This window comes from Nonomuraea sp. NPDC004702, from assembly GCF_053601695.1.
On the sequence record NZ_JBSGCE010000051.1, the window covers coordinates 18191 to 41884 of the forward strand.

Here is a 23694-nt window from a genome sequence, read left to right on the forward strand (position 1 = left end):
GGAGGCTGCCATGGGCAGCGGAATCTGGTCCACCAACGTCTACGACTCCGCCGCGCGCTACCGCGCGGCCACCGGCTCCAGCGCCTTCGCCTACAGCGACGGCGGAGCCCGGCGCGTCCACCCCGACCTCGACCCCTTCGGCGTGACGCGGGAGAGCCGCGACTCGGCCGAGCACCCCGACTCGCTGGCCATCGCCGTGCTCTTCGACGTGACCGGCTCGATGCGCGCGGTCCCCCGCACGCTGCAGACCCGCCTGCCCGACCTGCTCGGGCTGCTGCTGCGCAAGGGGTACGCCACCGACCCGCAGATCATGTTCGGCGCGATCGGCGACGCCACCTGCGACCGGGCGCCGCTGCAGGTCGGCCAGTTCGAGTCCGACAACCGCATGGACGACCAGCTCGGCCTGATCCTGCTGGAGGGCGGCGGCGGCGGGCAGAAGCGCGAGTCCTACGAGCTGGCCATGTACTTCATGGCCAGGCACACCTCCATCGACTGCCACGAGAAGCGTGGCAAGCGCGGCTACCTGTTCGTCATCGGCGACGAGATGCCCTACCAGCGGGTGTCCAGGAACCACGTCAAGGACCTCGTCGGCGACCGGCTGACCGCGCCCCTCGGGGTGGACGACGTCGTGGCCGAGCTGACCCGCAAGTACGACGTCTACTTCATCCTCCCGCAGGGGGCCAGCTACGCCGGCGACCCCGAGGTGCTGGACTCCTGGCGCCGTCTGCTCGGCCAGAACGTGCTGGAGCTGGACGACCTCGACGCCGTGTGCGAGACGATCGCGCTCACCGTCGGGCTCGGCGAGGACGCGATCGGCCTGGACGAGGGCCTTGAGGACCTGGCCGAGCTGGGCTCGACGGCCGGCGCGTCGGTGTCGCGGGCCCTGGCCAGGCTCGACCGCGGCACGGTCGTCACCGCCGAGCCGCTCGACGGGCTCGACGGGCTCGGCGGGCTCGGCGGGCTCCGGGCGTGAACGAGCACCTGGTCGTCGTCGACCTCGGGTACGGCGACGCCGGCAAGGGCACGGTCGTGGACTGGGCGTGCGCCACGCTGCCCGTCCACGCCGTGGTCCGGTTCAACGGGGGCGCCCAGGCGGGGCACAACGTCGTCCTGGACGACGGGCGGCACCACACGTTCGCGCAGTTCGGCGCCGGGACGTTCCGGGGGGTTCGCACGCATCTCTCGCGGTTCGTGGTGGTCGATCCGCTGGCGTTGTCGGCCGAGGCGGAGCACCTGGCCCGGCTCGGCGTGCCCGACCCCTTCGGGCTGCTCACGGTGGACCGGGACTGCCTGCTGGCGACGCCGTACCACGTCGAGGCCGGGCGCAGGCGGGAGCTGGCGCGCGGGGAGGCGCGGCACGGGTCCTGCGGGATGGGCGTCGGGGAGACGATGGCGTACCACCTGGAGCACGGCACGCTCGCGCCCCGGGCGGGCGACCCGCCGCGCGAGCTGACGCGGAAACTGACCGTGCTGCGGGAGGCGCTGGGGGTCGAGGGGCCGCCGGTGGCGGACTGCGTGGCCGTCTACCGGGCGTTCGCCGAGCGGGTGCGGCTGGTGGACTCGTCGTACACCGCCGGGCTGGTCAGGCGGGGGCCGGTGGTGTTCGAGGGCGCGCAGGGCGTGCTGCTGGACGAGCGATGGGGGTTCGACCCGTACACGACGTGGAGCACGACGACCTTCGCCAACGCGCTGGAACTGCTGGACGGGTCCGGGGCGGCGCGGCTCGGCGTGCTGCGGACCTACACCACCCGGCACGGCCCCGGCCCGCTGGTGACCGAGGACCCCGGCCTGGAGCTGCCCGAGCCGCACAACGTGACCGGGCCGTGGCAGGGGGCCTTCCGCCGCGGGCACTTCGACGCGGTCGCCCACCGGTACGCGGCCGAGGCGGCCGGCGGCGTGGACGGTCTCGCGCTGACCCACCTCGACGCGGACGTCACCCGCATGTGCGTGCGCTACGACCGGCCCGTCACGTTCGCCGAGCCGGACCGTACGGCCCGGCTGCTGGGGGCGACGCCGGTCTACGAGGAGGGTGTATCAGACTGGCCCGCGGCGGTCTCTCATGTCGTGGGCGCGCCCGTGTGGCTGGAGTCGTACGGCCCCCGCGCGCGGGACAAGAAGGCGCCCTGGCCGAGCCTGCGGTGACCGCCGGGGAGAGGGGTCCTCCCGGCGGTCGCCGCCCGGCTTCGGCCCGGCTTCGGCCCGGCTTCGGCCCGGTTTCAGCTCCAGGCGAGCATGCGGAGCGGGTCCTCCAGCATCGCGCCGACGTCGCGCAGGAACATCGAGCCCAGCTCGCCGTCGACGATCCGGTGGTCGAAGCTGAGCGCGAGGGTGGTCACCTTGCGCACCGCCAGCTCGCCGTCCACCACCCACGGCATGTCCCTGACCTGGCCGAAGGCCAGGATGGCGGACTCGCCCGGGTTGAGGATGGGGGTGCCGGCGTCGACGCCGAACACGCCCACGTTGGTGATGGTGATCGTCCCGCCCGCCATCTCGGCCGGCTGGGTGCGGCCCGCCCTGGCCGTCTCCGCCAGCGCGCCCAGTTGCCTGGCCAGCTCGGGGAGCGGGAGGGCGTGGGCGTCCTTGATGTTGGGCACGACGAGGCCGCGCGGGGTGGCGGCGGCGATGCCCAGGTTCACGTAGTGCTTGACCACGATCTCCTGGGCCGCCTCGTCCCAGGACGAGTTGATCATCGGGTAGCGCCTGACCCCGGTGAGCAGGGCCCGGCAGACCAGCAGCAGCGGGGAGACCTTGACCTCGGCGAAGTCGGGCAGGGTCCGCAGCCGCCGGACCGCCTCCATGGTCTCCGTCACGTCCACCTGGAGGAACTCGGTGACGTGCGGGGCCGTGAAGGCGCTGGCCACCATCGCCTGGGCGGTCATCTTGCGCACGCCCTTGACGGGGACGCGCTCCTCCCGCCGCTGGGGCTCGGCCTGCCGGACGGGCTCGGGCGCCCCCTGAAGACCACCCTGCGCGGCGGCGTGCACGTCGTCGCGGGTGATGGAGCCCTGGGGGCCGGTGCCGGTGAGCGTGGCGAGGTCGACGCCCAGGTCCTTGGCCAGCTTGCGGACCGGCGGCTTGGCCAGCACGGCCACGCGGCCAGAACCGGCGACCACTCCGGCGGCCGGCACGGCGGCGGAAACGGGCTCGGCCGGGCGAGCCGTCGGGGCCGGGCCGGGCACCTCCACGCGGGCCGGGTTGGCCACCGGCGCGGCCGGGATCGGCTCCGCCGGCTGCTTGCGGGGACGGCGCTTGGAGGCGCCGGTCTTGACCCCGTAACCCACCAGGACCGCCTGCCGCTCCTCCTTGGGCGCGGGGCTGCCGTGGGCGCCGGGCTCGACCGCGCCCTCCTCCGGCGGCTTGGGAACCATGTCGTCGGCCAGCGCCTTGAGGCCCTGGTCAACGGGGCCCTGGTCGGCGCGGCCCTGATCAGCGGGGCCCTGGTCGGCGCCGCCCGCCTCGCCGCCGGTGTCCACGGCGACGATCGGCGTGCCCACGTCGACCGTGCGGCCCTCCTCGACCAGCACGCCCGCGACCACGCCGTCCCAGGGGATCGGCAGCTCGACGATGGACTTGGCGGTCTCGATCTCCACCACGATCTGGTTGACCTTGACCTCGTCGCCCGGCCGCACGTGCCAGCGGACGATCTCGGCCTCGGTCAGCCCCTCCCCGACGTCGGGAAGCTTGAACTCGCGTCGCATGGAAGCGCGTCCCCCCTTTCAGAACCCGAAGGCGCGGTCGACGGCGTGCAGCACCCGGTCCAGGTCGGGCAGGTAGTGCTCTTCGAGCTTCGACGGCGGGTAGGGGGTGGAGAAGCCGCCGACCCGCAGGACGGGCGACTCCAGGTGGTAGAAGCACTGCTCGGTGATCCGGGCCGCCAGCTCGGCGCCGAAGCCGCTGTAGACGGGCGCCTCGTGGACCACGACCACCCGGCCGGTGCGGCGGACGGACTCCATGACCAGCGGCTCGTCCAGCGGATTGAGCGAGCGCAGGTCGATCACCTCCAGCGAGCGGCCGTCGTCCTCGGCGGCCGCGGCGGCCTCCAGGCAGGTCTTGACCATCGGGCCGTAGGCCAGCAGCGTGACGTCGGAGCCGGGTCGGACGACCGTGGCCTTGTCGAACGGCGTCCACCAGTCGGTCGAGGCCGTGTCGATGTCGGCCTTCTCCCAGTAGCGGCGCTTGGGCTCGAAGAAGATGACCGGGTCGTCGCTCCGGATGGCCTGCTGGATCATGGTGTAGGCGTCGGCCGGGTTGGAGCAGGCGACCACGCGCAGGCCGGCCGTGTGCGCGAAGTACGCCTCGGGCGACTCGCTGTGGTGCTCGACCGCGCCGATGCCGCCGCCGCACGGGATGCGCACGACGACGGGCAGCTTGATCGCGCCGAGCGAGCGCATCGGCATCTTGGCGAGCTGCGTGATGATCTGGTCGGCCGCCGGGAAGACGAACCCGTCGAACTGGATCTCGCACACCGGCCGGTAGCCGCGCAGCGCCAGGCCGATCGCGGTGCCGATGATGCCGGACTCGGCGAGCGGCGTGTCGATGACCCGGTCTTCGCCGAAGTCCTTCTGCAGGCCGTCGGTGACGCGGAACACGCCGCCGAGCTTGCCGACGTCCTCGCCCATGATGAGGACCTTGGGGTCGTCCTCCATGGCGCGGCGCATGCCCTCGTTAAGCGCCTTGGACAGGCTCAACACCGTCATTTCTCGAAGCCCTCCAAGTAGGCGGCGAACTGAGCGCGCTCTCCGTCGATGAGCGCGTGGGGCTCGCGATAGACGTGGTCGAAGATATCGAGCGGCTCGGGGTCGGGCATCGCCAGGCACCGCCTGCGCAGATCGGCGCCGAGCTGGTCGGCCTCGGCGGTCACGGCGTCGAAGAAGCCCTGGTCGGCCAGCTCGTTGCGGAACAGGTACGACTTGACCCGCTCGATCGGGTCCTTCAGCTTCCACGCCTCCAGCTCGCTGGCCACCCGGTAGCGGGTCGGGTCGTCGGTCGTGGTGTGGGCGCCCATCCGGTACGTGAACGCCTCGATCAGCGTCGGCCCCTGGCCCGTACGGGCGGCTTCGAGCGCCTTCCTGGTCACCGCGAGGCAGGCGAACACGTCGTTGCCGTCGACCCTGATGCCCGGGAAGCCGAAGCCCGAGGCGCGACGGTAGAGGGGGATGCGGCTCTGCTTCTCCAGCGGCTCGGAGATGGCCCACTGGTTGTTCTGGCAGAAGAAGACGACGGGCGCGTTGAACACGCTGGCCCAGATGAACGACTCGTTCACGTCGCCCTGGCTGGTGGCGCCGTCGCCGAAGTAGACGATCGTGGCGGCGGAGGCGTCGTCGCGCTGGATGCCCATGGCGTAGCCGACCGCGTGCAGGGTCTGGCTGCCGATCACGATCGTGTACAGGTGGAAGTTGTGCTCCTCGGGGTCCCAGCCCCCGTGGTTGACGCCCCTGAACAGGCCGAGCAGCTTCACCGGGTCGACGTCGCGGCACCAGGCGACGCCGTGCTCGCGGTAGGTGGGGAAGGCCATGTCGGAGTCGGTGAGCGCGCGGCCGGAGCCGATCTGGGCGGCCTCCTGGCCGAGCAGCGAGGCCCAGATGCCCAGCTCGCCCTGGCGTTGCAGCGCCACGGCCTCCAGGTCGATGCGCCGGACGAGCACCAGGTCGCGGTAGAGCGACCTGACCTCTTCGGGCGTCAGGTCTATGTCGTAGTCGGGATGCTCGACCCTCACTCCTTCGGGAGTGAGCAACTGCACGAGCTCAGGGGGTGCTTCGGCACCACGAGAGGCGTCGACTGTCACGTGCCGCTCCTGTGCGATCGGGGCCGGTGTCGATGGGGTCGCCACCTGAGGCCAGCCGTGTGTGCGTGCGAACCATGTGGTGGTGGTTCATACGCGTTTGGGGACATCGTGGCAGACGTCACAGCCCTCCGCGCAAGCCCCATGTCCTCCCCGTTCCCGTTGTGTTGACGGCCATGCGCGCCGGTAGGCTTGCTTTCCCAAGCACCCACTCCACCCAGGAGGAACGTAGTGGCGCGCGTCATCGTCGACGTCATGCTCAAGCCCGAGATCCTCGACCCGCAGGGCCAGGCCATCGCCAGGGCGCTGCCCAGGCTCGGTTTCTCCGGCGTCTCGGCGGTCCGTCAGGGCAAGCGGTTCGAGGTCGAGCTGGAGGGCCCGGCCGACGAGGCGGCCCTCGACGAGGTACGGAAGATGGCCGAGACACTCCTGGCCAACACCGTGATCGAGGACTACAGCGTCCGGGTTGAGGGGTAGAAGGCACATTTGATGCCTGGTTTTACCCCTGGTGAGTTAAAGTCGCGTTCGGGCATGCCACAATGCCACGGGCGTGCCAACACTAAATAACAACAACGTGATTTTGCGGTTAGCCCCGATTTCACAGGGAAACCTACTCCAGGTGACATTCCGGAGCCCGGAGGAGTCCGGTGGATATTGAGTTCTCGTTGGCGCTGCCTCGGGATGCGATCGGCATACCGATGGTCAGGCGAGTGCTTGGCGACGCGATGCGGTCACTCAACGTGAGTGAGACCTGCATCGCCGACATGCTGCTCGCCGTCTCCGAGGCGTGCTCCAACGCGGTGCGACACGGCGGCCCCGCCAACCGTTACGAGGTCTCGGCGTCGATCGGCTACGGCCGCTGCGACGTGCGCGTCGCCGACAACGGCGACGGCCTCCCGTCGATGCCGCTGCACTTCCCTCCGCCGGACACCGAGAACGGCCGCGGGCTGCTCATCATGCGGTCCGTGGTGGACGAGATCTCCTTCGGCACCACGCCCGGCCGCGGCACGACGGTCCACCTGCGCAAGATGCTCGCCTGGGACGACGAGGCCGAGGGCGCCCGTCACCGCGAGCTGGCCGCCGTCTGACCGCCGTCCGACCCGCTGCCCGGAACACAGCCGCGCACCCGATAATCTGAGTACACCGCCGTAGACCGCCGTCCGACCCCAAAGAGACGGTGGCACGCGCGTGCGCATTCCTCGGAGGGGACGACTGTCATGAGCGCTGCCCGTGTGGGCGTAGTCACGTTTCCAGGAACTCTCGACGACCAGGACGCCGCCAGAGCCGTGCGCCTCGTGGGCGCGCAGGCGGTCCCGCTGTGGCACGCCGACCACGACCTGAAGGGAGTCGACGCCGTCTTCCTGCCCGGCGGCTTCTCCTACGGCGACTACCTGCGGTGCGGCGCGATCTCCAAGTTCGCCCCGCTGATGGACGAGCTCGTCCCGGCCGCCAAGGCCGGTCTGCCGGTCATCGGCACCTGCAACGGCTTCCAGATCCTCTGCGAGGCCCACCTGCTGCCCGGCGCGCTCACCCGCAACGCCTCGCTTCACTACGTCTGCCGTGACCAGCGGCTCACGGTGGAGCAGACCGCCACCGCCTGGACCGGCTCCTTCGAGCGCGGCCAGGAGATCGTGCTGCCGGTCAAGCACGGCGAGGGCCGTTACGTCGCCTCCGCGGAGACGCTGGCCGAGCTGGAGTCCGGCGGCCACGTCGTCGTGCGTTACGCCGGGGGCAACCCCAACGGCTCGCTCAACGACATCGCCGGCATCCGCAACGAGGCGGGCAACGTGGTCGGCCTCATGCCGCACCCCGAGCACGCCGTGGAGGAGCTGGTCGGAGCGCCGAGCACCGACGGGCTCGGCTTCTTCACGTCCATCCTGAAGAATCTGGTGAACGCATGAGCACCGACAACGTCAAGCGGGCCGCCGAGACCCCCGACGAGCCGATGCCCTTCGCCGAGCTGGGGATGAAGCAGGACGAGTACGACCGGGTCAAGCAGATCCTGGGTCGCCGTCCCACCGGCTCCGAGCTGGCCATCTACAGCGTCATGTGGTCCGAGCACTGCTCGTACAAGTCGTCCAAGGTGCATCTGCGGCAGTTCGCCACCAAGGCGCCCAAGTCCGAGGCGCTGCTCGTGGGCATGGGCGAGAACGCGGGCGTCGTCGACATCGGCGACGGCTGGGCGGCCACGTTCAAGATCGAGTCGCACAACCACCCGTCCTACGTCGAGCCGCACCAGGGCGCGGCCACCGGCGTCGGCGGGATCGTGCGCGACATCATGTCGATGGGCGCCCGCCCGATCGCCGTCATGGACGCGCTGCGCTTCGGCGGCGCCGACGCCGTGGACACCCGGCGGGTGCTGCCCGGCGTGGTCGAGGGCATCAGCCACTACGGCAACTGCCTGGGCCTGCCCAACATCGGCGGCGAGGTCGTCTTCGACCCCTGCTACATCGGCAACCCCCTGGTCAACGCGCTGTGCGTCGGCCTGCTGCGCAAAGACCAGATCAAGCTGGCCACCGCGCCGGGGCCGGGCAACCAGGTCGTGCTGTTCGGCGCGTCCACGGGTCCCGACGGCATCGGCGGCGCGTCCGTGCTGGCCTCGGCGACGTTCGAGGACGAGTCGCAGGCCAAGCGGCCCGCCGTGCAGGTGGGCGACCCGTTCATGGAGAAGCTGCTCATCGAGTGCTGCCTGGAGCTCTACGCGGCCGACGTGGTCGTCGGCATCCAGGACCTCGGCGCGGCCGGCGTCTCCTGCGCCACGACCGAGCTGGCCGCCAAGGGCACCGGCGGCATGAAGGTCGACCTCAACCTGGTCCCGCTCCGCGACTCCTCGCTCAAGCCCGAGGAGATCCTGATGAGCGAGTCCCAGGAGCGGATGATGGCCGTGGTCCGGCCCGACGACATCCCCGCGTTCATGGCGATCTGCGCCAAGTGGGACGTCCCGGCCACCGTCATCGGCGAGGTCACCGACACCGGCCGCCTGGTCATGACCTGGGACGGCGAGGTCATCGTGGACATCCCGCCGGGCACCGCCGCCGACGAGGGCCCGGTCTACGAGCGTCCCTACCACGAGCCGGCCGGGCAGGCCGCGCTCAACGCCGACGCCCCCGACCGGCTGGCGCGCCCCGACGACCTGCGGGCCACCCTGCTGCAGCTCCTCGGCTCGCCCAACCTGGCCTCCAAGGAGTGGGTGACCTCCCAGTACGACCGCTACGTCCGCTCCAACACCGTGCTGGCCCAGCCCGCCGACGCCGGGATGCTGCGCATCTCCGAGGTCATCGCCGGAGCCGAGCCGACGACGCGGGGCATCGCGCTGTCCACCGACGGCAACGGCCGTTACGCCAAGCTCGACCCCTACGCGGGGGCGCAGCTGGCGCTGGCCGAGGCGTACCGGAACGTGGCCGTGACCGGCGCCAAGCCGCTGGCCGTCACCAACTGCCTCAACTTCGGCTCGCCGGAGGACCCCGAGGTGATGTGGCAGTTCGCCGAGGCCGTACGCGGGCTCGCCGACGCCTGCCGCACCCTCGGCGTGCCGGTGACCGGCGGGAACGTCTCCTTCTACAACCAGACGGGCTCGACGGCCATCAACCCCACGCCGGTCGTGGGCGTGCTCGGCGTCATCGACGACGTGGCCAAGCGGGTGCCGTCCGGCTTCACCGCCGAGGGGCTGCGGGTGGTGCTGCTCGGCGACACCGCCGAGGAGTTCGGCGGCTCGGAGTGGGCGCACGTGGCCCACCGCCACTTGGGCGGCCTGCCGCCGCACGCCGACCTGGAGGCCGAGCAGGCGCTGGCGACGGTGCTGGTCGAGGCCGCTGCCCGCGGGCTGCTGGAGGGGTCGCACGACCTGTCCGACGGCGGGCTGGCCGTGGCGCTGGCCGAGTCGTGCCTGGCCCGCGGCATCGGGGCCACGGTGGCGCTGAGCGGCGAGCCGTTCACCGACCTGTTCAGCGAGTCGGCGGCGCGGGCCCTGGTCGCGGTGCGGCCGGAGGCGTTCGAGGAGTTCGCGGCGCTGTGCGGGCGGCACGAGGTGCCGTGCTACGGGCTCGGCGTCACCGGCGGGGCGTCGCTGGTGGTCGAGGGCGTGTTCGAGGTGGGGGTCGAGGAGATCCGCGAGACCCACTCGGCGACGCTGCCGGCGCTGTTCGGCTGACGTTCAACGAGAAGGGCCGGTGCGGGGTGATCCCCCGAACCGGCCCTTTCCGCTTTGTCAGACCTTCTTGATGCAGATGACGTACACCTTGCCGGAGACGCTGGTGCCGTTGTTGCCGCCACCGTGGCTCTGGGTGCTCTGGGTGGTCTGCGTGTCGGCGGTGAGGTTGTTGCCGCCGCCGTTGTCGTCCTTGGCGACGGTCACCGTCCAGCCGCCGGCGCCGGGGTAGCTGCCCAGGACTTCGGCGTTCTTCAGGGTGCCGAAGGAGAAGCCGCCGCCGGTGGGGGTGCCGCCGTTGTTGCAGGTGGCGGTCTCCGAGCCGAGGCCGGTGATGGACACGCTGTTGGTGTAGGTGGTGTAGGCGGCGCCGGCGCCGTCCTTGCCGGGCTCACCCTTGGGGCCCTGCGGGCCCTGGGGGCCGGCCGGGCCGCGCTCGCCGTCCTTGCCGTCCTTGCCGGGAAGGCCGTTCTTGCCGTCCTGGCCGTTCTTGCCGGGAAGGCCGTCCTTGCCGTCCTTGCCGGGAAGGCCGTCCTTGCCGGGGAGGCCCTGCTTGCCGTCGTCGCCCTTCGGCCCCTGGGGGCCCGCCGGGCCGCGCTCGCCGTCCTTGCCGTCCTGACCGTTCTTGCCGGGGAGGCCGTCCTTGCCAGGGAGGCCGTCCTTGCCGTCCTTGCCGGGGAGGCCGGGCTTGCCCTGGGGGCCCACCGGACCCGTCTCGCCCTGCGGGCCCTGCTTGCCCTGGGGGCCCTGGTCGCCCTTGGGGCCGGACGTGCCGCCGTTCAGCTGCGTCGTGCTGCCGCCGATCACGATGCGCTCTTCGGTCTTGCGGCACGGCGTGGTCGGGTTGACGATGCGGACGTACCGCGTCTTCTTGTGCACGCAGGCGTACACCTCGCTCGCCGCCGACGAGGCGGTGGCCACGCCACCGACGGCGAGGAGCGAGGCGGCGAGCGCTCCGACAGTGGCGAGGGTGAGCGTACGCCCACCGCGAACGTTGATAGCCACGGCTTTCCTTCCAGGAAACAAGTGATGCTCATGTGGTGCATGAGATTCACGTTTCGACCGTTCCAAAGGTTGACAGAAACTACATAACGTATTTGTCACGAAACGGAGGGTTACTGACCGGATTGACCGACTGTCGCCCTCGCAGTGGGTAAAAGGACGCATTGGCGGCGGCGATCCCGCGTGCATAATCGGGTCTGTGCCCAGCACCTACCTGCCGCCGGCCACGCAGCCCGTCCGAGGCGTGGTCTGGGTCATCCACCTCGCCCTTCCCCTGCTGGGGCTCTGGTTGCTGCTCGCCCAGCCACACCTCAACGTCGTCTGGCAGCACAACGCGAGCCACTTCTGGATGATCGTCGCGGTGGCCGGGATCAACGTGGCGCTCGGCGGGCTGATCACCGAGGCCGCGCGTCGCCGTCAGGACGCCCGGCTGTTCCTGGTCTCCATGGTGTTCCTCAGCAGCGCGGGCTTCTTCCTCCTGCACGGCCTGGCCACGCCGGGCATCATCCTGCCGACCGGCTCGCTGGGCTTCGACCTGGGGCAGCAGGTGGGGCTCACGATCGCCTCGATGTTCGCGTTCGCCTCGGCCCTGCCGCTGGGCGAGCGGGCGGCCAGGAGCGTGCTCGCGGGGCAGCACTTCGTCCGGGCGGTGTTGTTCGGGTTCATGCTGCTGTGGGCGCTGGTCTCGCTGGTGCCCGAGCTGACCGAGCTCAGTCAGCCGCCGCCGGTCGCGCCGGTGAGCTGGCTGGGCGCGGCCTCGATCCCCGGCGTCCTGCTGTACGGCGCGGCCGGCGTGCTGATGTTCCTGCTCCACCGCCGCCGCCCCTCGGCCATGCTGGTCAGCCTGATCACCGCGTACGCGCTGCTGGCCGAGGCGATGGTCGCCGGGATGTCGCAGCTCAACTGGCACCTGACGTGGTGGGAGTGGCACGCGCTGCTCACCCTGGCCTTCGTGTTCGTGGCCTACAGCGCCTACCTGCAGTTCCGGCGCGAGGGGTCGAGCGCGGGGCTGTTCGACTCGGTGACGCTGGCGGCGACCGTCGCCCGCCTCCAGCAGGACTACGACCAGGCCCTGGAGGAGCTGGTCGAGCACGTACGCCGGGGCGAGCCGCTGGCCGCGGCCCGGTTGTCGGGCAAGTTCCGGCTGAACGAGAGCCAGACCGCCGTGCTCGACCGGGCCGGGACGGCGCTGGCCCACGAGCGGGAGCTGTCGGAGCGGCTGGCCGCGCTGGTGGCGGTGAGCGCGCAGACCCGTGTGGGCCTGCCGGAGGGCGAGCTGCTGACCACCGCGCTCGACCGGGTCAGGCAGGCGTACGGAGACGTCAAGATCGCACTGGTGTCGGAGGGGAAGACCCAGATCGGCTCCCGCGCGTACGAGTTCGAGGGCGACGGCCCGATCCGCCGCGACCACCGGCTGGCCTACCCGCTCACGGTCAGGGGCCACCTCGCCGGCGTGCTGGAGGTGCCGGTGGGCCGCGGCGGCCACGACGAGGCGCTGGCCGCCACGCTCGCCGGCCAGCTGTCCATCTCGCTGGAGAACGCCCGCCTCTACCAGGAGCTGGACACCCTCTTCCGCCAGTACATGTCGCCCGACGTGGCCAACGCCCTGCTCGCCGACCCGGCGCGGGCGGCGCTCGGCGGCGAGCTGCGGGAGCTGACCGCGCTCTTCGCCGACCTCAAGGGGTTCACCACCTTCTCCGAGCAGGTCGCGCCCGGCGAGATCGTCGAGATGCTCAACCGCTACCACACGGCCGCCGTCCCGTGCGTGCTGAACAACGGCGGCACGATCGTGCAGTTCGTCGGCGACGCGATGCTGGCCCTGTTCAACGCGCCCGCCCCGCAGGCCGGTCACGCCAGGGCGGCCTGCCGGGCGGCACTGGAGATGCAGCGGGCCGCCGCCGAGGTGGCCGAGGAGATGGCCTGGAAACGCGTCGGCGAGGTGGAGTGGCCGACCTTCCGGGTGGGCGTCAACACCGGCCCCGCGCTGGTCGGCAACATCGGCAGCCCCGAGTTACGCGGCTTCAACGCGATGGGCGACTGCGTCAACGTGGCCGCAAGGCTCCAGGCCCTGGCCGAGCCGGGGACGGTGGTGATCGGCGAGACGACCCTCAGGCAGCTCGGCCGCGACGCCTCGGTGAACGCCCTCGGCCGGCTCAGCCTGAAGGGCAGGGAAGAACTCGTGGCCGCGTACGTTCTGACTGGAATGCCATAGAACGGCAATAGCCGTACGTACATAATCGGCGCATGGATCCAGAGCCCGGCGAGTTCCTTTCCCTGCTCACCGCCGAGGAGGTCGAGGCGCTGCGAGCCGCCGGGCGCCCGCGCCGATGGGACCGCGGCACGACGGTGATCACCGAGGGCGACGCGGCCGACTGGGTGCTCGTGCTGACGCAGGGCCGGGTCAAGGTGTCCTCGCACACGAGCAGCGGCACCGAGGTGGTCCTCGCGGTCCGCGGCCCGGGGGCGCTGCTGGGCGACATGTCGGCCGTGGACGGCTCGCCGCGCTCGGCCACCGTGACCGCGCTGGAGCCGATCCAGGGCATCGTGGTCCGCGACTTCAGCGGTTTCCTGGCCGCGCACGGCCGCATCGCCGTCCTGCTCCTGCAGCTCCTCGTCGGCCGGCTGCGCGACGCCGACCGCAAGCGGGTCGAGTACGGCGCGTTCGACACCACCGGCCGGGTGGCGACCCGGCTGCTCGAACTGGCCGACCGGTACGGCGAGCCCACCAGCACCGGCGTGCGGGTGGCCCTGCCGCTCAGCCAGGACGAGCTGGCCGGCTGGACGGGCTCCTCGCGGGAGGCGGTCAGCAAGGCGCTGCGGACCCTGCGCGACCGCGGTCTCATCGAGACCGGCCGGCGGCGGGTGGTCATCCACGACGTCGAGGGGTTACGCAGGCGAGCCAGGTGACCCCTGGTACAAAACGGACGTACGACGTACGTCATAGTGGGAGGCATGGTCGCGGTCACCCCCGAAGCCGGCACCCGCATGCGCTACGCCTGGCGCGTGTGCTCGGTCACCAGCCTGGGCCTCGTCCTCATCGGCATCGCCGGCAGCACGCTCAACGTGGCGCTGCCGACCGTCGTGCGGCACTTCCACGCCGACGCGACGCAGTCGGGATGGATCCTGCTGGCGTTCCTGCTGGTCAACACCGCGAGCCTGGTGTTCTTCGGGCGGGTCGCCGACCTGCTCGGCCGGCGCGAGGTGTACCTGGCGGGCTTCGCCCTGTTCACGGTGGCCTCGCTGCTGGCCGGGCTGTCGCCGGACGTCTGGTTCCTGGTCGGCATGCGCGTGCTCCAGGCGATCGGCTCGGCCATGATCCTGGCCAACGGCACGGTGATCATCACCGACGCGTTCCCGCCCGAACGGCTCAGCCAGGGCATGGGCGTCTACATCGGCACGCTGTCGGTGGCCCAGCTCGCCGGTCCGACGCTCGGCGGCCTGATCGCCGAGACCGCCGGCTGGCAGTGGATCTTCTGGGTGAACGTGCCCGCCGGGCTGATCGCGCTCGGCTGGGGCGCGGTGATCTTACGCAAGATGCCGAAGAGGCCCAGGCAGCCGGTGGACGCGCTCGGCAACGTGCTGGTGTTCGCCGCGCTGTCGGCCGTGCTGCTGGCGGTCAACGAGGCCGGGTCGGGCGGCCTGACCAGCCCGGTCGTCCTGACGGGGGCGGCGCTGTTCGTGCTGCTGGTGCCGCTGATCGTGCTGGCCGAGCGGCGCTCGACCAACCCGGTGCTGGACCTGCGGCTGTTCGGCGGCCGGCTGCTGGCCTACGCCAACCTGGCCTCCTTCTGCAACGCGCTCGCGCGTTCCGCGCTGATCCTCGTGGTCGCGCTCTACTTCCAGGCGGCGCGCGGGCTCGACGCGTTCTCGGCCGGGCTGAGCGTGCTGCCGGTGCCGGTGGGCATCGGGCTGGCCTCGCCGATCGCGGGCCTGCTCGGGCCGCGGGTCTCGCCGTACGGGCTGTCGATCGGCGGCGCGGCGATGAGCGCGCTGGGGCTGGGCGCGCTCATGCTGACGGCCGACCCGGCGACGCCGTACTGGGTGACGGGGATCGCCCTGTTCGTGGCCGGCTGCGGCAGCGGGACGTTCCTGACCGGCAACACCACCCAGGTGATGGCCGCCCTGCCGAGCGGCAGCCTGGGCGTGGTCAACGGCTTCCGAGTCATGATCATGAACGTCGGCATCGTGATCAGCGTGGGCCTGTCGCTCAGTGTCGTGACCAGCTCCGTGGGCCCGGCGCTGCGCGCCCAGGTGTACGCGGGCACGCTGTCCACGCTCTCCCCGGTGGCCGTCGGACAGCTCATGGACGGCTTCCAGCGGGCGTACGCGGTGCTGTTCGCCGTGGCGCTGGCCGGCGCGGTGCTGGCCGCGCTCGCCCGGTCTCAGAGGGCTCCGGCGAGCCTCGACTCCACGTCGCGGTAGCGCGAGACCGGGATGAGGTGCACGCCGTCGAACGCGCCCGAGTCGCGCAGCGCGAACACCTGCTCGCAGGCCGCCTCGACGCCCGCCATGCGGTCGGCGGCCACCCGCTCGACCAGCTCGCCGGGCAGGGCGATGTCGGGGATGGCGGCGGCCAGCGTACGGGCGTGGCGCTCGCTGGCCAGCACCATGACGCCCGCGTAGACCGGCACGTCGACCTGGTTGGCCTCGCGCCACCGGACCTGCGCCTCGACCGAGAAGCTGACCTGGGCGAACAGGAAGTCGGCCGCGCGCTTCCAGGCGGGCAGCGGGCGCAGACCGGCCGCCGCGCCGACGCGGAAGGCCGGTGAGAAGCCCCTGGCCTCCTCGATCATCGAGCGGACCGTCAGGTCGCTGGTCCGGCTACCGCTGGCGGGCTTGTCGCCGTGAACGAACAGGAACTGGTCGACGCCGTACGCCGCGGCCGTCAGCAGGTCGCGGTGGAAGCCGAGCAGGTTGCGGTCGCGGGAGTTGAGACAGGCGATGCTGCGCCCGCCCATCGCCTCGACCTCGTGGGCCACGGCCACGCTGGACACGGTGGCCCGGCCGATGTGGTTGTCGGGGATCAGGAAGGAATGGGCGACCTGGCTGAGCGTGCCGATCTGGTGGCGTACGCGCTTCAGATCGGGCTTGGTGGGCGGTTCGATCTCGCAGACCAGCTCGAAAGGCATGATCCCGACCCTAGCGCTCGGCGGCCAGCGCCTCGATGCCGCGCAGCACGAGATCGACGCCGAAGGAGTCGTAGAAGGCCGGGTCGGCGCCCGCGACCAGCGGTGAGGCCATCTCGACCAGGTACGGGTACCTCTCGGGCGGCAGCGACTGGAGGCCGGCCCGCTTGACCCTGACCATCTCGGCGATCTCCTCGCCGGTCCGGCCGGCCTTGAAGTGCACGGGCGCGTCGGCGATCGACAGGGCGCTCTGCAGCAGGTACTTGGTGATCAGGCAGCTCTCCTCCACGTCGAACCCGGCCGTACGGGCCAGGCCCAGCGCCTTGTCCCAGACGACCAGGAAGTTGGGGACGGAGATCGGGTCGATCTGCTCGATGACGTTCTTGGCGCAGGGATGGGTGCGCAGGGTCCTGATGAGCCCGTGGGTCAGGTCGCGGAGCTGCTCCTGCCAGGGCCGCTCGTCGGCCGGCTGCGGCACGAAGCCGCCGACCAGGTGGTCGGCCATGCCGACCAGGAGCTGGTCCTTGTTCTTGAAGTGCCAGTAGAGGGCCATCGGCGTCACGCCCAGGTCGGTCGCCAGCCGGCGGATCGTCACGGCGTCGAGCCCTTCGGTGTCGCCGATCTCCAGCGCCCGCTCGGCGATGGTCCGCGCGTCCAGTTTTCCCATCACGGTTGACAACTATACGCCGTACAAGTTGAACTGTACGACGTACAAGTACGGCGTATAGGAGGTTGGCGACATGCGATGGTGGGCGCTGGGTGCCGTGACATTGGGCACCTTCATGACCTATCTCGACAACAACGTGGGGAACGTCGCATTGCCGACGATCCAGCGGGAGCTCGGGCTGACGATCTCCGGGCTGGAGTGGATCGTGAGCTCGTACATCCTGGTCTTCGCCGGGCTCATGCTGGTCGGCGGCCGGCTCGCGGACCTGTTCGGGGCCCGCGTGGTGTTCCTGGCCGGGCTCTCCGTCTTCACCGCGGCCTCGCTGGGCGCCGGGCTGGCCACCTCGGGCGGCGCGCTGATCGCGGCGCGGGCCGTCCAGGGCGTGGGGGCGGCGCTGCTCACGCCCACGTCGCTCACCCTGATCAGCCAGATCTTCCCCGAGCCCGCCGAGCGCGGCAGGGCCGTGGGCATCTGGAGCGCGTCGGGGGCGCTGTCCATGGCGCTCGGCCCGGCGGCCGGCGGTTTCATCAGCGAGCACCTGCACTGGGGCTGGATCTACCTGATCAACGTGCCGATCGGGATCGCCACCCTCGGCCTGGCCCTGTGGGCGGTCCGGCCCGACTTCACCCGCCGCCGGCACCGGCTCGACCTGCCCGGCCTGGCCACCTCGGCGCTCGCGCTGGTCTCCCTGACCTACGCGCTCATCGAGGGCGACCGCGCCGGATGGACGTCGGCCGAGATCCTGGCCGCGTTCGGGCTCGCGGCGGCGGCCGCCGTGGCGTTCGCGCTGGTCGAGACGCGGTCCGAGCGCCCGATGATCGACCTGTCGCTCTTCCGCTCGCGGGTGTTCACCGGCGGCGCGCTGACCATGGGCATCTGGTCGTTCGGCGTGTTCGGCATCTACTTCTTCAGCGCCCTGTGGCTGCAGAACGTGCTCGGCTTCTCCCCCACGCAGGCCGGCCTGGCGTTCGTGCCGATGGCCCTGGTCATGGCGGTCGTCGCCATCACCTCGCAGCGGATCTCCGCGCGGCTGGGCACCGGCCGCACGGTGGCGCTGGGCATGGCGCTCATGGGCGCGGCGATCTACCTGATCTCCGGCGTCGGGGCCGACGGCGACTACGCCGACGTCGCCCCCTGGTTCCTGCTCTACGGCCTCGGCGGCGGCCTGCTGGTGCCGCTGACCTCGGCGATCCTCGGCGGCCTGCCCAAGGACAGGGCCGGCGTGGCCTCAGGCGTGCTGAACGTCTCGCGCGAGGTGTTCGGCCTGCTCGGCATCACCGTGCTGGGCGCGATCCTCAGCTCCCGCCAGAGCGGGAGCGACCGGCCCCCGCTGGCCGCCTTCCTCGACGCCTACCAGTTCACGCTGGTCATCGCGGCGGTGATCGTGCTGGCCGCCGTCCCGCTCGGCCTGTACGCGCTGCGCCCGTCCCGCCGCCCGCCGGTGCCGGACGAGCCTCAGGCCACCGCCCCGGCGACCGTCGGCTCGTCGAACTGAGTGCGGTACAGCTCCTCGTAGCGGCCGCCCATGGCCAGCAGTTCGGCGTGCGTGCCCCGCTCGGCCACGCGGCCGTCCTCGATCACCAGGATCTGGTCGGCCGCCCGCACGGTCGACAGCCGGTGCGCGATCACCACGGCGGTCCGGCCCGCCAGCGCCTCCCCCAGGGCCTCCTGCACGGCCGCCTCGGAGGTGGAGTCGAGCGCGGCGGTGGCCTCGTCCAGGATCACCACGCGCGGCCTGGCCAGCAGGAGCCGGGCGATCGTCAGCCGCTGGCGCTCGCCGCCGGACAGCCGGTAGCCGCGCTCGCCGACCACGGTGTCCAGGCCGTCGGGCAGCGACTCGATCAGCGTCCGCAGCCGGGCCCTGGACAGGGCGTCCCAGATCTCCTCCTCGCTCGCCGCCGGCCTGGCCAGCAGCAGGTTCTCCCTGATCGTGTCGTGGAAGAGGTGGCCGTCCTGGGTGACCATGCCGAGGGTGTCGCGGATGGCGTCGAAGGTCAGGTCCCGTACGTCCACGCCGCCGAGGCGGACCGCGCCGGAGTCGACGTCGTACAGCCTGGGCAGCAGCTGGGCGATCGTGGACTTGCCGGCCCCCGACGAGCCCACCAGCGCCACCATCTGGCCCGGCAGGGCCGTGAACGAGATGCCGTGCAGCACCTCCTCGCCGCCCCGCGAGTCCAGCGTGGCGACCTCCTCCAGCGAGGCCAGCGACACCTTGTCGGCGGCGGGGTAGGCGAAGCGCACGTCGTCGAACTCGACCGCGACCGGGCCCTCGGGGACGTCGCGGGCGTCCGCGCGCTCCTGGATCAGCGGCTTGAGGTCGAGCACCTCGAAGACGCGCTCGAAGCTGACCAGGGCGCTCATCACGTCCACCCGGGCGCTGGCCAGGGCGGTCAGGGGCGCGTAGAGGCGGGTCAGCAGCAGGGCCAGCGACACCACGGCGCCGGGTTCGAGCTGGTCGCGCAGGGCGTAGAAGCCGCCGAGGCCGTAGACGAGGGCCAGCGCGAGCGCCGAGACCAGGGTCAGGGCCGTGACGAACACCGACTGGTTCATGGCCGAGCGCACGCCGATGTCGCGCACCCGCCGCGCCCGCGCGGCGAACTCGGCCGACTCGCGCGCCGGACGGCCGAACAGCTTCACCAGGGTCGCGCCCGGCGCGGAGAACCGCTCGGTCATCTGGGTGCCCATGGCGGCGTTGTGGTCGGCGGCCTCGCGCCGCAGCCGCGCGATCCTGACGCCCATCCGGCGCGCGGGCAGCACGAACACCGGCAGGAGCAGCAGCGCGAGCAGCGTGATCTGCCACGAGATGCCGATCATCACGGTGAGCGTCAGCACGAGCTGCACCAGGTTGCCCGCCACGCTGGACAAGGTGTCGGTGAAGGCCCGCTGCGCGCCGATCACGTCGTTGTTCAACCGGCTCACCAGCGCCCCGGTGCGCGTCCGCATGAAGAACGCGACCGGCATGCGCTGCACGTGGTCGAAGACCGCCGTGCGCAGGTCGAGGATCAGCCCTTCGCCGATGGTGGCCGACTGCCAGCGGTTCAGCAGGCCGAGCCCGGCCTCGGCGAGCGCCAGGCCCGCGATCAGCACCGCGACCACGACCACCACGCCGAGCGGCTCACCGTTGAAGATCGCGTCGACCACCCGTCCCGCGAGCAGCGGCGACACCACGGCCAGACCCGCCAGCACCACGCTGAGCACCAGGAACAGCACGATCCTGCGGCGGTGGGGACGAGCGAACCCGCCGATACGCCGGAGCGTCGCCCTGTTCAGCGGGCGACGCTCCGGCCGGTTGTTCATCGAGTAAAGCTGATGCCAGGCGGTCACTTCCATGCTCATGCACGGGAGACTATTTCCTCAAGTTAACTTGAGGTCAACTGGTTTTACCGGGGATCAGCTGCCGATCTTCTTGCCCCTGCCGTGCCAGACCACCGCCACCGACGGGCGCGGCTGGTCGCCGTCGGGCCAGCGGCTGGCCGGGTTCTCCGGGGTCGCGCCGTCGATCTCGCCCGGGTGCTGCACGGCCACGAACACGCTCTTCTGGTCCGCGGTGACCAGCGGGCCGCAGGTCTCGGCGCCGAGCGGGACCGTGAGGAACTGGCGCAGGTGGCCGCGGTCGGAGCCGCGCACCGGCATGACGAACAGGCCGTCGTTGCTGCCGAGCTGGTTGCCGTCGGTGGAGATCCACAGGTTGCCGTCGGCGTCGAACGTCACGTTGTCCGGGCACGAGATCGGCGAGACCTTGGTCTTGTCGAAGCCGGCGAAGTAGGTCGCGGGGTCATTCGGGTCGCCGCAGACGAGCGGGAGCGACCAGGCGAAGGTGGTCTCGCCCGCGTCGTTGTTCCGCTCGGCCACCTCCAGGATGTGACCGTGCTTGTTGGACGGGCGCGGGTTGGCCTCGTCCACCTGGGCGGCGGTGCGGTTGGAGTTGTTGGTCAGGGCCACGTAGACGCCGCCGGTGACCGGGTTGCGCTCCATGTCCTCCGGACGGTCCATCTTGGTCGCGCCGCCCTTGACCCTGTCGGCCGCGCTTCGCGTGTAGATCAGCACCTCGGCGGCGGTCATGCCGTCCACGTACGACCTGTCGCCCGACACCAGCGGGAGCCACTCGCCGGAGCCGTCGAACAGACCGTCGGAGGGCAGCTTGCCGGAGCCGTCGATCTCGGCGGCCGGGCTGTCGCCGGTGAACCTGGCGACGTACAGGGTGCCCTCGTCCAGCAGGGTGCGGTTGTGACGGTCGAAGCCCGGGATGTACCGGTCCTTGGAGACGAACTTGTAGATGTACTCGAAGCGCGAGTCGTCACCCATGTAGACGACCAGACGGCCGTCCGCGGCCAGGGTGGTGTTGGCGGCCTCGTGCTTGAACCTGCCGAGCGCGGTGCGCTTGATCGGCGTGGAGTCGGGGTCGAACGGGTCGATCTCCACGATCCACCCGAACCTGTTGGCCTCGTTCGGGTGCTTGGCCAGGTCGAAGCGCTCCTCGACCCGGTCGAAGCGGCGGCTGCTCGCCGGGGTGCCCGTCGTGATCGTGTAACGCGAGATGTACGGCCGCTGCGCCTCGGGCACCTTGTCGCCGTTGACGAAGTACTGGTCGAAGTTCTCCTCGGCGGTCAGGACCGTGCCCCACGGGGTGGAACCGCCCGAGCAGTTGTTCAGCATGCCGACCGGCGCCAGGCCCTTCGGATCGGCGGCCGTCCTGAGCAGGGCGTGACCGGCGGCGGGGCCGGAGAAGCGCATCGGCGTCTGCGCGGTGACGCGCCGGTTGTAGCGGCGGCGGCCCTTGGTGGTGAGCTTCCACTCGCCGGTGCCGTGCGCCCGCTCGATCTCCACGACCGAGCCGCCGTGCGCGGCCAGCGCGATCCTGATCTGCTCCTCGGTCGCGGCCGCGCCGCCCGTGTACCCGCGGAACATCAGGTTCTCGTCGGTGTACTCGTGGTTCACCCACAGCAGGCCGCGGTTCTGGCCCATCGGGAAGAACGTCACGTAGTCGCAGTTGTAGCCGAACTGCTTGTTCTGGGCGTCGGCCGTCTGGTGGTCGAAGTCGAAGGCCGGCGCGTCGTGCAGCACCGGGTCGCCCCAGCGCACGACCACGGAGGAGTTGTAGCCGTCGGGGATGCGCAGCGCGTCGTCCTTGTTCGGCGGCACCGGGGTGAAGGCGATCTCAGCCGGGCCGCGCCCGCCCACCGCGACCGGCGCGGCGGCGGTCTCGGCCGCCGGCTCGTCGGCGAGCGCCGGGACCGCGCCCGCCACGCCCACGCCCGCCACCAGCGCGCCGAGCGCGCCCGCGCGCAGCACGCCGCGGCGCGTCAGCGCCTCCTTCACCACGTCGCCGAAGTAGGCGTTGCCCGTCGTGTTGGCCACGTCGTGCGCGCACGCGTTCCCGCAACGGAACTGACAGGTCAGAGCGGATCGGCCACCTTTGTGCGGGGTGGAAAGCAGCGGCAGCAGCCGCCCCGCCTCAGGGTTCGCCACAGGTCCTCCAGATATGTGCGCGGTTGTACGGCGGGGACGTTACGGTCGTCAACGAAACCCGGGGTGAACGACGACCTCCGCCCCGATGAACGCTTGCCGCGAGACAATGGACCCGTGCCACCACGCAAGATGGACCCGGAGAAGCTGCGCGCGGCCCTCGACGGCCAGCTCGTCGCCCTCGACGAACCGCCCTACGACGGCCCCGCCTCCGCCCTGCCCGACGCCCTGGTCGCCGCGGTGCTGACCGCCTACGACCGCGGGCTCGCCCCCGAGCGCGACGCGGCCAGGCAGGCGGTGCGCCACCTGCTGGAGAAGCTGGCCGCCGCGGCTCCCGGCCGCACGGTCGAGGTGCGCGTGCCGCCCTACGCGGCCGTCCAGGCCGTCCCCGGCCCCCGCCACACCCGCGGCACGCCGCCGAACGTGGTGGAGACCGACGCCCGCACCTGGCTGGAGCTCGCGCTCGGCCGGCTGACCTGGGACGAGGCCATGGCCAGGGGCTCGGTCGCGGCGAGCGGCTCCCGCGCCGACCTGTCAGCCCATCTGCCGCTCTAGCGGCCCTTGCCCATCCAGGGGAACCTGCTCTCGAAGCACTGGTCGGCGAGCTGGCCGGGAAGCTGGCCGCACTCCTGGACCACCTTCCAGAACCAGATCGCGACGATCGCGAACAACACCAGCGACAGCGCGCTGATCACGATCCCGGCGATGGCCCTGCCCCTGCCCACCCGCTTGGCGAGCGCCACACAGCCGAAGACGATCGACAGGATCGCCGTGAGCACGCCGGTGAAGCAGACGAACACCAGGAACGGGCTCGCCACGCCCAGCACCAGCGAGGCGGTGGCCAGGCCGCTGCCCGGTGGCGCGGTCGGCTGGGCGCCGTAGGGGCTGTACTGGCCGTAGGCAGGGGCTCCCGGCGGCGGGCCGTAACCGGGCGGGCCGCCGTAGGGGCTGGAGGGCGTGGTGCCGGGAACGGACGCGTCCCGGCCCCCGGCCTCGTACGCCCCCGGAGCCCCCTCATAGGACCCCCCGGCCGCCGGCCCCCCGTAGCCCCCCTCGCCGCCGCCAGATCCCGGCCCCCCATGGGGCCCCTCGCCACCGGATCCCGGCCCCCCATAGGGCCCCTCCCCGCCGCCGGACGCAGTCGGCCCGCCATACGCTGTTGGCCCGCCATAGGGCCCCTCGCCGCCTCCGCCGGGCGCCGTCGGCCCGCCATACGCTGTGGGCCCGCCGGATGCCGCTGGGCCGCCACCGCCGCCGGGCGCTGAGGGGCCTCCGTAGGCTCCCTCGCCCCCGTACGGCGCCCCCGGCCCGCCGTAAGCTCCTTCGCCCCCGTAAGGCGCGCCACGTCCTCCTGGCGGCACACCCGCGCCTCCGGGGGTCGGCGTCACGCCTCCCGCGCCGGCTGTGGCACCTGGGCCTACGGCGCCGCCACGGCCTTCGGCGCCTTCTGGGGCTTCCGCACCTCCTGGCGCAGGGGTGCCGGTTTGGCCCGGTGTGCCCTCGC

Annotated in this window: 20 protein-coding genes; 11 read left to right on the forward strand and 9 right to left on the reverse strand. The window is 71.7% G+C overall.

Going from position 1 to position 23694, the window contains the following annotated elements; genetic code table 11:
• Positions 1-10 precede the first annotated feature (10 nt).
• Entirely contained in the window at positions 11-973 is a 963-nt protein-coding gene (locus ACWEJ6_RS40590; protein ID WP_452430885.1) for a hypothetical protein, read from the forward strand.
• Complete coding sequence (locus tag ACWEJ6_RS40595) at positions 970-2142, forward strand: adenylosuccinate synthetase (RefSeq protein ID WP_452430887.1); 1173 nt, start codon at positions 970-972, stop codon at positions 2140-2142. The genes ACWEJ6_RS40590 and ACWEJ6_RS40595 overlap by 4 nt, the downstream gene beginning before the upstream one ends.
• Before the next feature lie 74 nt (positions 2143-2216).
• Here the strand turns inward: ACWEJ6_RS40595 and ACWEJ6_RS40600 are convergent, their stop codons facing one another.
• The 3 genes from ACWEJ6_RS40600 to pdhA are packed head-to-tail and all read right to left on the reverse strand — an operon-like array spanning position 2217 to position 5785.
• Positions 2217-3698: a 2-oxo acid dehydrogenase subunit E2 gene (locus ACWEJ6_RS40600; RefSeq protein ID WP_452430889.1), complete on the reverse strand. Its 1482-nt coding sequence runs from the start codon at positions 3696-3698 to the stop codon at positions 2217-2219.
• Between the two features lie 18 nt (positions 3699-3716).
• Positions 3717-4697, reverse strand: coding sequence for an alpha-ketoacid dehydrogenase subunit beta (locus ACWEJ6_RS40605; RefSeq protein WP_352320500.1), 981 nt, complete (start codon positions 4695-4697; stop codon positions 3717-3719).
• The gene (pdhA, locus tag ACWEJ6_RS40610) at positions 4694-5785 is read right to left on the reverse strand and encodes a pyruvate dehydrogenase (acetyl-transferring) E1 component subunit alpha (RefSeq protein ID WP_352361056.1); all 1092 of its coding nucleotides are present in this window, start codon (positions 5783-5785) and stop codon (positions 4694-4696) included. Before pdhA ends, ACWEJ6_RS40605 begins: the two co-directional genes overlap by 4 nt.
• 228 nt (positions 5786-6013) lie before the next feature.
• Here pdhA and purS point away from each other — a divergent pair, with 228 nt between their 5' ends.
• The 4 genes from purS to purL all read left to right on the forward strand — a co-directional run bounded on the left by purS (position 6014) and on the right by purL (position 9932).
• Positions 6014-6259: a phosphoribosylformylglycinamidine synthase subunit PurS gene (purS, locus tag ACWEJ6_RS40615; protein WP_352320496.1), complete on the forward strand. Its 246-nt coding sequence runs from the start codon at positions 6014-6016 to the stop codon at positions 6257-6259.
• A 221-nt stretch (positions 6260-6480) separates the two neighbouring features.
• On the forward strand, positions 6481-6870 hold the full coding sequence (locus ACWEJ6_RS40620) for an ATP-binding protein (protein ID WP_364342904.1): 390 nt from the start codon (positions 6481-6483) through the stop codon (positions 6868-6870).
• A gap of 129 nt (positions 6871-6999) precedes the next feature.
• Positions 7000-7683: a phosphoribosylformylglycinamidine synthase subunit PurQ gene (purQ, locus tag ACWEJ6_RS40625; protein ID WP_358302006.1), complete on the forward strand. Its 684-nt coding sequence runs from the start codon at positions 7000-7002 to the stop codon at positions 7681-7683.
• Entirely contained in the window at positions 7680-9932 is a 2253-nt protein-coding gene (purL, locus tag ACWEJ6_RS40630; protein ID WP_387681469.1) for a phosphoribosylformylglycinamidine synthase subunit PurL, read from the forward strand. Before purQ ends, purL begins: the two co-directional genes overlap by 4 nt.
• Before the next feature lie 57 nt (positions 9933-9989).
• Here purL and ACWEJ6_RS40635 read toward each other — a convergent pair whose 3' ends face one another.
• The gene (locus tag ACWEJ6_RS40635) at positions 9990-10934 is read right to left on the reverse strand and encodes a hypothetical protein (RefSeq protein ID WP_452430892.1); all 945 of its coding nucleotides are present in this window, start codon (positions 10932-10934) and stop codon (positions 9990-9992) included.
• 196 nt (positions 10935-11130) lie between these two features.
• On the opposite strand from ACWEJ6_RS40635, the gene ACWEJ6_RS40640 reads away from it, so the two are divergent.
• The 3 genes from ACWEJ6_RS40640 to ACWEJ6_RS40650 are packed head-to-tail and all read left to right on the forward strand — an operon-like array spanning position 11131 to position 15353.
• On the forward strand, positions 11131-13143 hold the full coding sequence (locus ACWEJ6_RS40640; RefSeq protein ID WP_387681475.1) for an adenylate/guanylate cyclase domain-containing protein: 2013 nt from the start codon (positions 11131-11133) through the stop codon (positions 13141-13143).
• Positions 13144-13175: 32 nt separating this feature from the next.
• Positions 13176-13838, forward strand: a complete 663-nt coding sequence (locus ACWEJ6_RS40645) for a Crp/Fnr family transcriptional regulator (protein WP_387681478.1) — start codon at positions 13176-13178, stop codon at positions 13836-13838.
• A 45-nt stretch (positions 13839-13883) separates the two neighbouring features.
• Entirely contained in the window at positions 13884-15353 is a 1470-nt protein-coding gene (locus ACWEJ6_RS40650) for an MFS transporter (RefSeq protein WP_364342886.1), read from the forward strand.
• On the opposite strand, the gene ACWEJ6_RS40655 is transcribed toward ACWEJ6_RS40650, so the two are convergent.
• Together ACWEJ6_RS40655 and ACWEJ6_RS40660 are read right to left on the reverse strand one after the other, a co-directional pair.
• Positions 15314-16060, reverse strand: a complete 747-nt coding sequence (locus ACWEJ6_RS40655) for a methylenetetrahydrofolate reductase (protein WP_352320480.1) — start codon at positions 16058-16060, stop codon at positions 15314-15316. The genes ACWEJ6_RS40650 and ACWEJ6_RS40655 overlap by 40 nt on opposite strands.
• A 10-nt stretch (positions 16061-16070) precedes the next feature.
• The gene (locus tag ACWEJ6_RS40660; protein ID WP_452430926.1) at positions 16071-16724 is read right to left on the reverse strand and encodes a TetR/AcrR family transcriptional regulator; all 654 of its coding nucleotides are present in this window, start codon (positions 16722-16724) and stop codon (positions 16071-16073) included.
• 73 nt (positions 16725-16797) lie between these two features.
• Between ACWEJ6_RS40660 and ACWEJ6_RS40665 the strand changes: the two genes are divergently transcribed.
• A complete protein-coding gene (locus tag ACWEJ6_RS40665) occupies positions 16798-18219 on the forward strand; it encodes an MFS transporter (protein WP_452430896.1) in 1422 nt (473 codons plus the stop codon).
• Here the strand turns inward: ACWEJ6_RS40665 and ACWEJ6_RS40670 are convergent.
• Both ACWEJ6_RS40670 and ACWEJ6_RS40675 read right to left on the reverse strand, forming a co-directional pair.
• Positions 18180-20060 (reverse strand): ABC transporter ATP-binding protein, encoded by a 1881-nt coding sequence (locus tag ACWEJ6_RS40670; protein ID WP_452430898.1) that lies wholly within the window; start codon positions 20058-20060, stop codon positions 18180-18182. The two genes, ACWEJ6_RS40665 and ACWEJ6_RS40670, sit on opposite strands and share 40 nt — an antisense overlap.
• 54 nt (positions 20061-20114) lie before the next feature.
• A complete protein-coding gene (locus ACWEJ6_RS40675; protein ID WP_452430900.1) occupies positions 20115-22193 on the reverse strand; it encodes a PhoX family protein in 2079 nt (692 codons plus the stop codon).
• Positions 22194-22322: 129 nt separating this feature from the next.
• Between ACWEJ6_RS40675 and ACWEJ6_RS40680 the strand changes: the two genes are divergently transcribed.
• Entirely contained in the window at positions 22323-22745 is a 423-nt protein-coding gene (locus ACWEJ6_RS40680; RefSeq protein WP_352361113.1) for a sterol carrier family protein, read from the forward strand.
• Here ACWEJ6_RS40680 and ACWEJ6_RS40685 read toward each other — a convergent pair.
• The gene (locus ACWEJ6_RS40685) at positions 22742-23008 is read right to left on the reverse strand and encodes a DUF4190 domain-containing protein (RefSeq protein WP_358301980.1); all 267 of its coding nucleotides are present in this window, start codon (positions 23006-23008) and stop codon (positions 22742-22744) included. The two genes, ACWEJ6_RS40680 and ACWEJ6_RS40685, sit on opposite strands and share 4 nt — an antisense overlap.
• Between the last annotated feature and the right edge of the window lie 686 nt (positions 23009-23694).

Coding starts and splice junctions, on each gene's coding strand:
- ACWEJ6_RS40590 (WP_452430885.1), top strand. CDS start 11: ATGGGCAGCGGAATCTGGTCCACCAACGTCTACGACTCCGCCGCGCGC.
- ACWEJ6_RS40600 (WP_452430889.1), bottom strand. CDS start 3,698: ATGCGACGCGAGTTCAAGCTTCCCGACGTCGGGGAGGGGCTGACCGAG.
- ACWEJ6_RS40605 (WP_352320500.1), bottom strand. CDS start 4,697: ATGACGGTGTTGAGCCTGTCCAAGGCGCTTAACGAGGGCATGCGCCGC.
- ACWEJ6_RS40620 (WP_364342904.1), top strand. CDS start 6,481: ATGGTCAGGCGAGTGCTTGGCGACGCGATGCGGTCACTCAACGTGAGT.
- purQ (WP_358302006.1), top strand. CDS start 7,000: ATGAGCGCTGCCCGTGTGGGCGTAGTCACGTTTCCAGGAACTCTCGAC.
- purL (WP_387681469.1), top strand. CDS start 7,680: ATGAGCACCGACAACGTCAAGCGGGCCGCCGAGACCCCCGACGAGCCG.
- ACWEJ6_RS40645 (WP_387681478.1), top strand. CDS start 13,176: ATGGATCCAGAGCCCGGCGAGTTCCTTTCCCTGCTCACCGCCGAGGAG.
- ACWEJ6_RS40650 (WP_364342886.1), top strand. CDS start 13,884: ATGGTCGCGGTCACCCCCGAAGCCGGCACCCGCATGCGCTACGCCTGG.
- ACWEJ6_RS40655 (WP_352320480.1), bottom strand. CDS start 16,060: ATGCCTTTCGAGCTGGTCTGCGAGATCGAACCGCCCACCAAGCCCGAT.
- ACWEJ6_RS40660 (WP_452430926.1), bottom strand. CDS start 16,724: ATGGGAAAACTGGACGCGCGGACCATCGCCGAGCGGGCGCTGGAGATC.
- ACWEJ6_RS40665 (WP_452430896.1), top strand. CDS start 16,798: ATGCGATGGTGGGCGCTGGGTGCCGTGACATTGGGCACCTTCATGACC.
- ACWEJ6_RS40670 (WP_452430898.1), bottom strand. CDS start 20,060: ATGAGCATGGAAGTGACCGCCTGGCATCAGCTTTACTCGATGAACAAC.
- ACWEJ6_RS40680 (WP_352361113.1), top strand. CDS start 22,323: ATGGACCCGGAGAAGCTGCGCGCGGCCCTCGACGGCCAGCTCGTCGCC.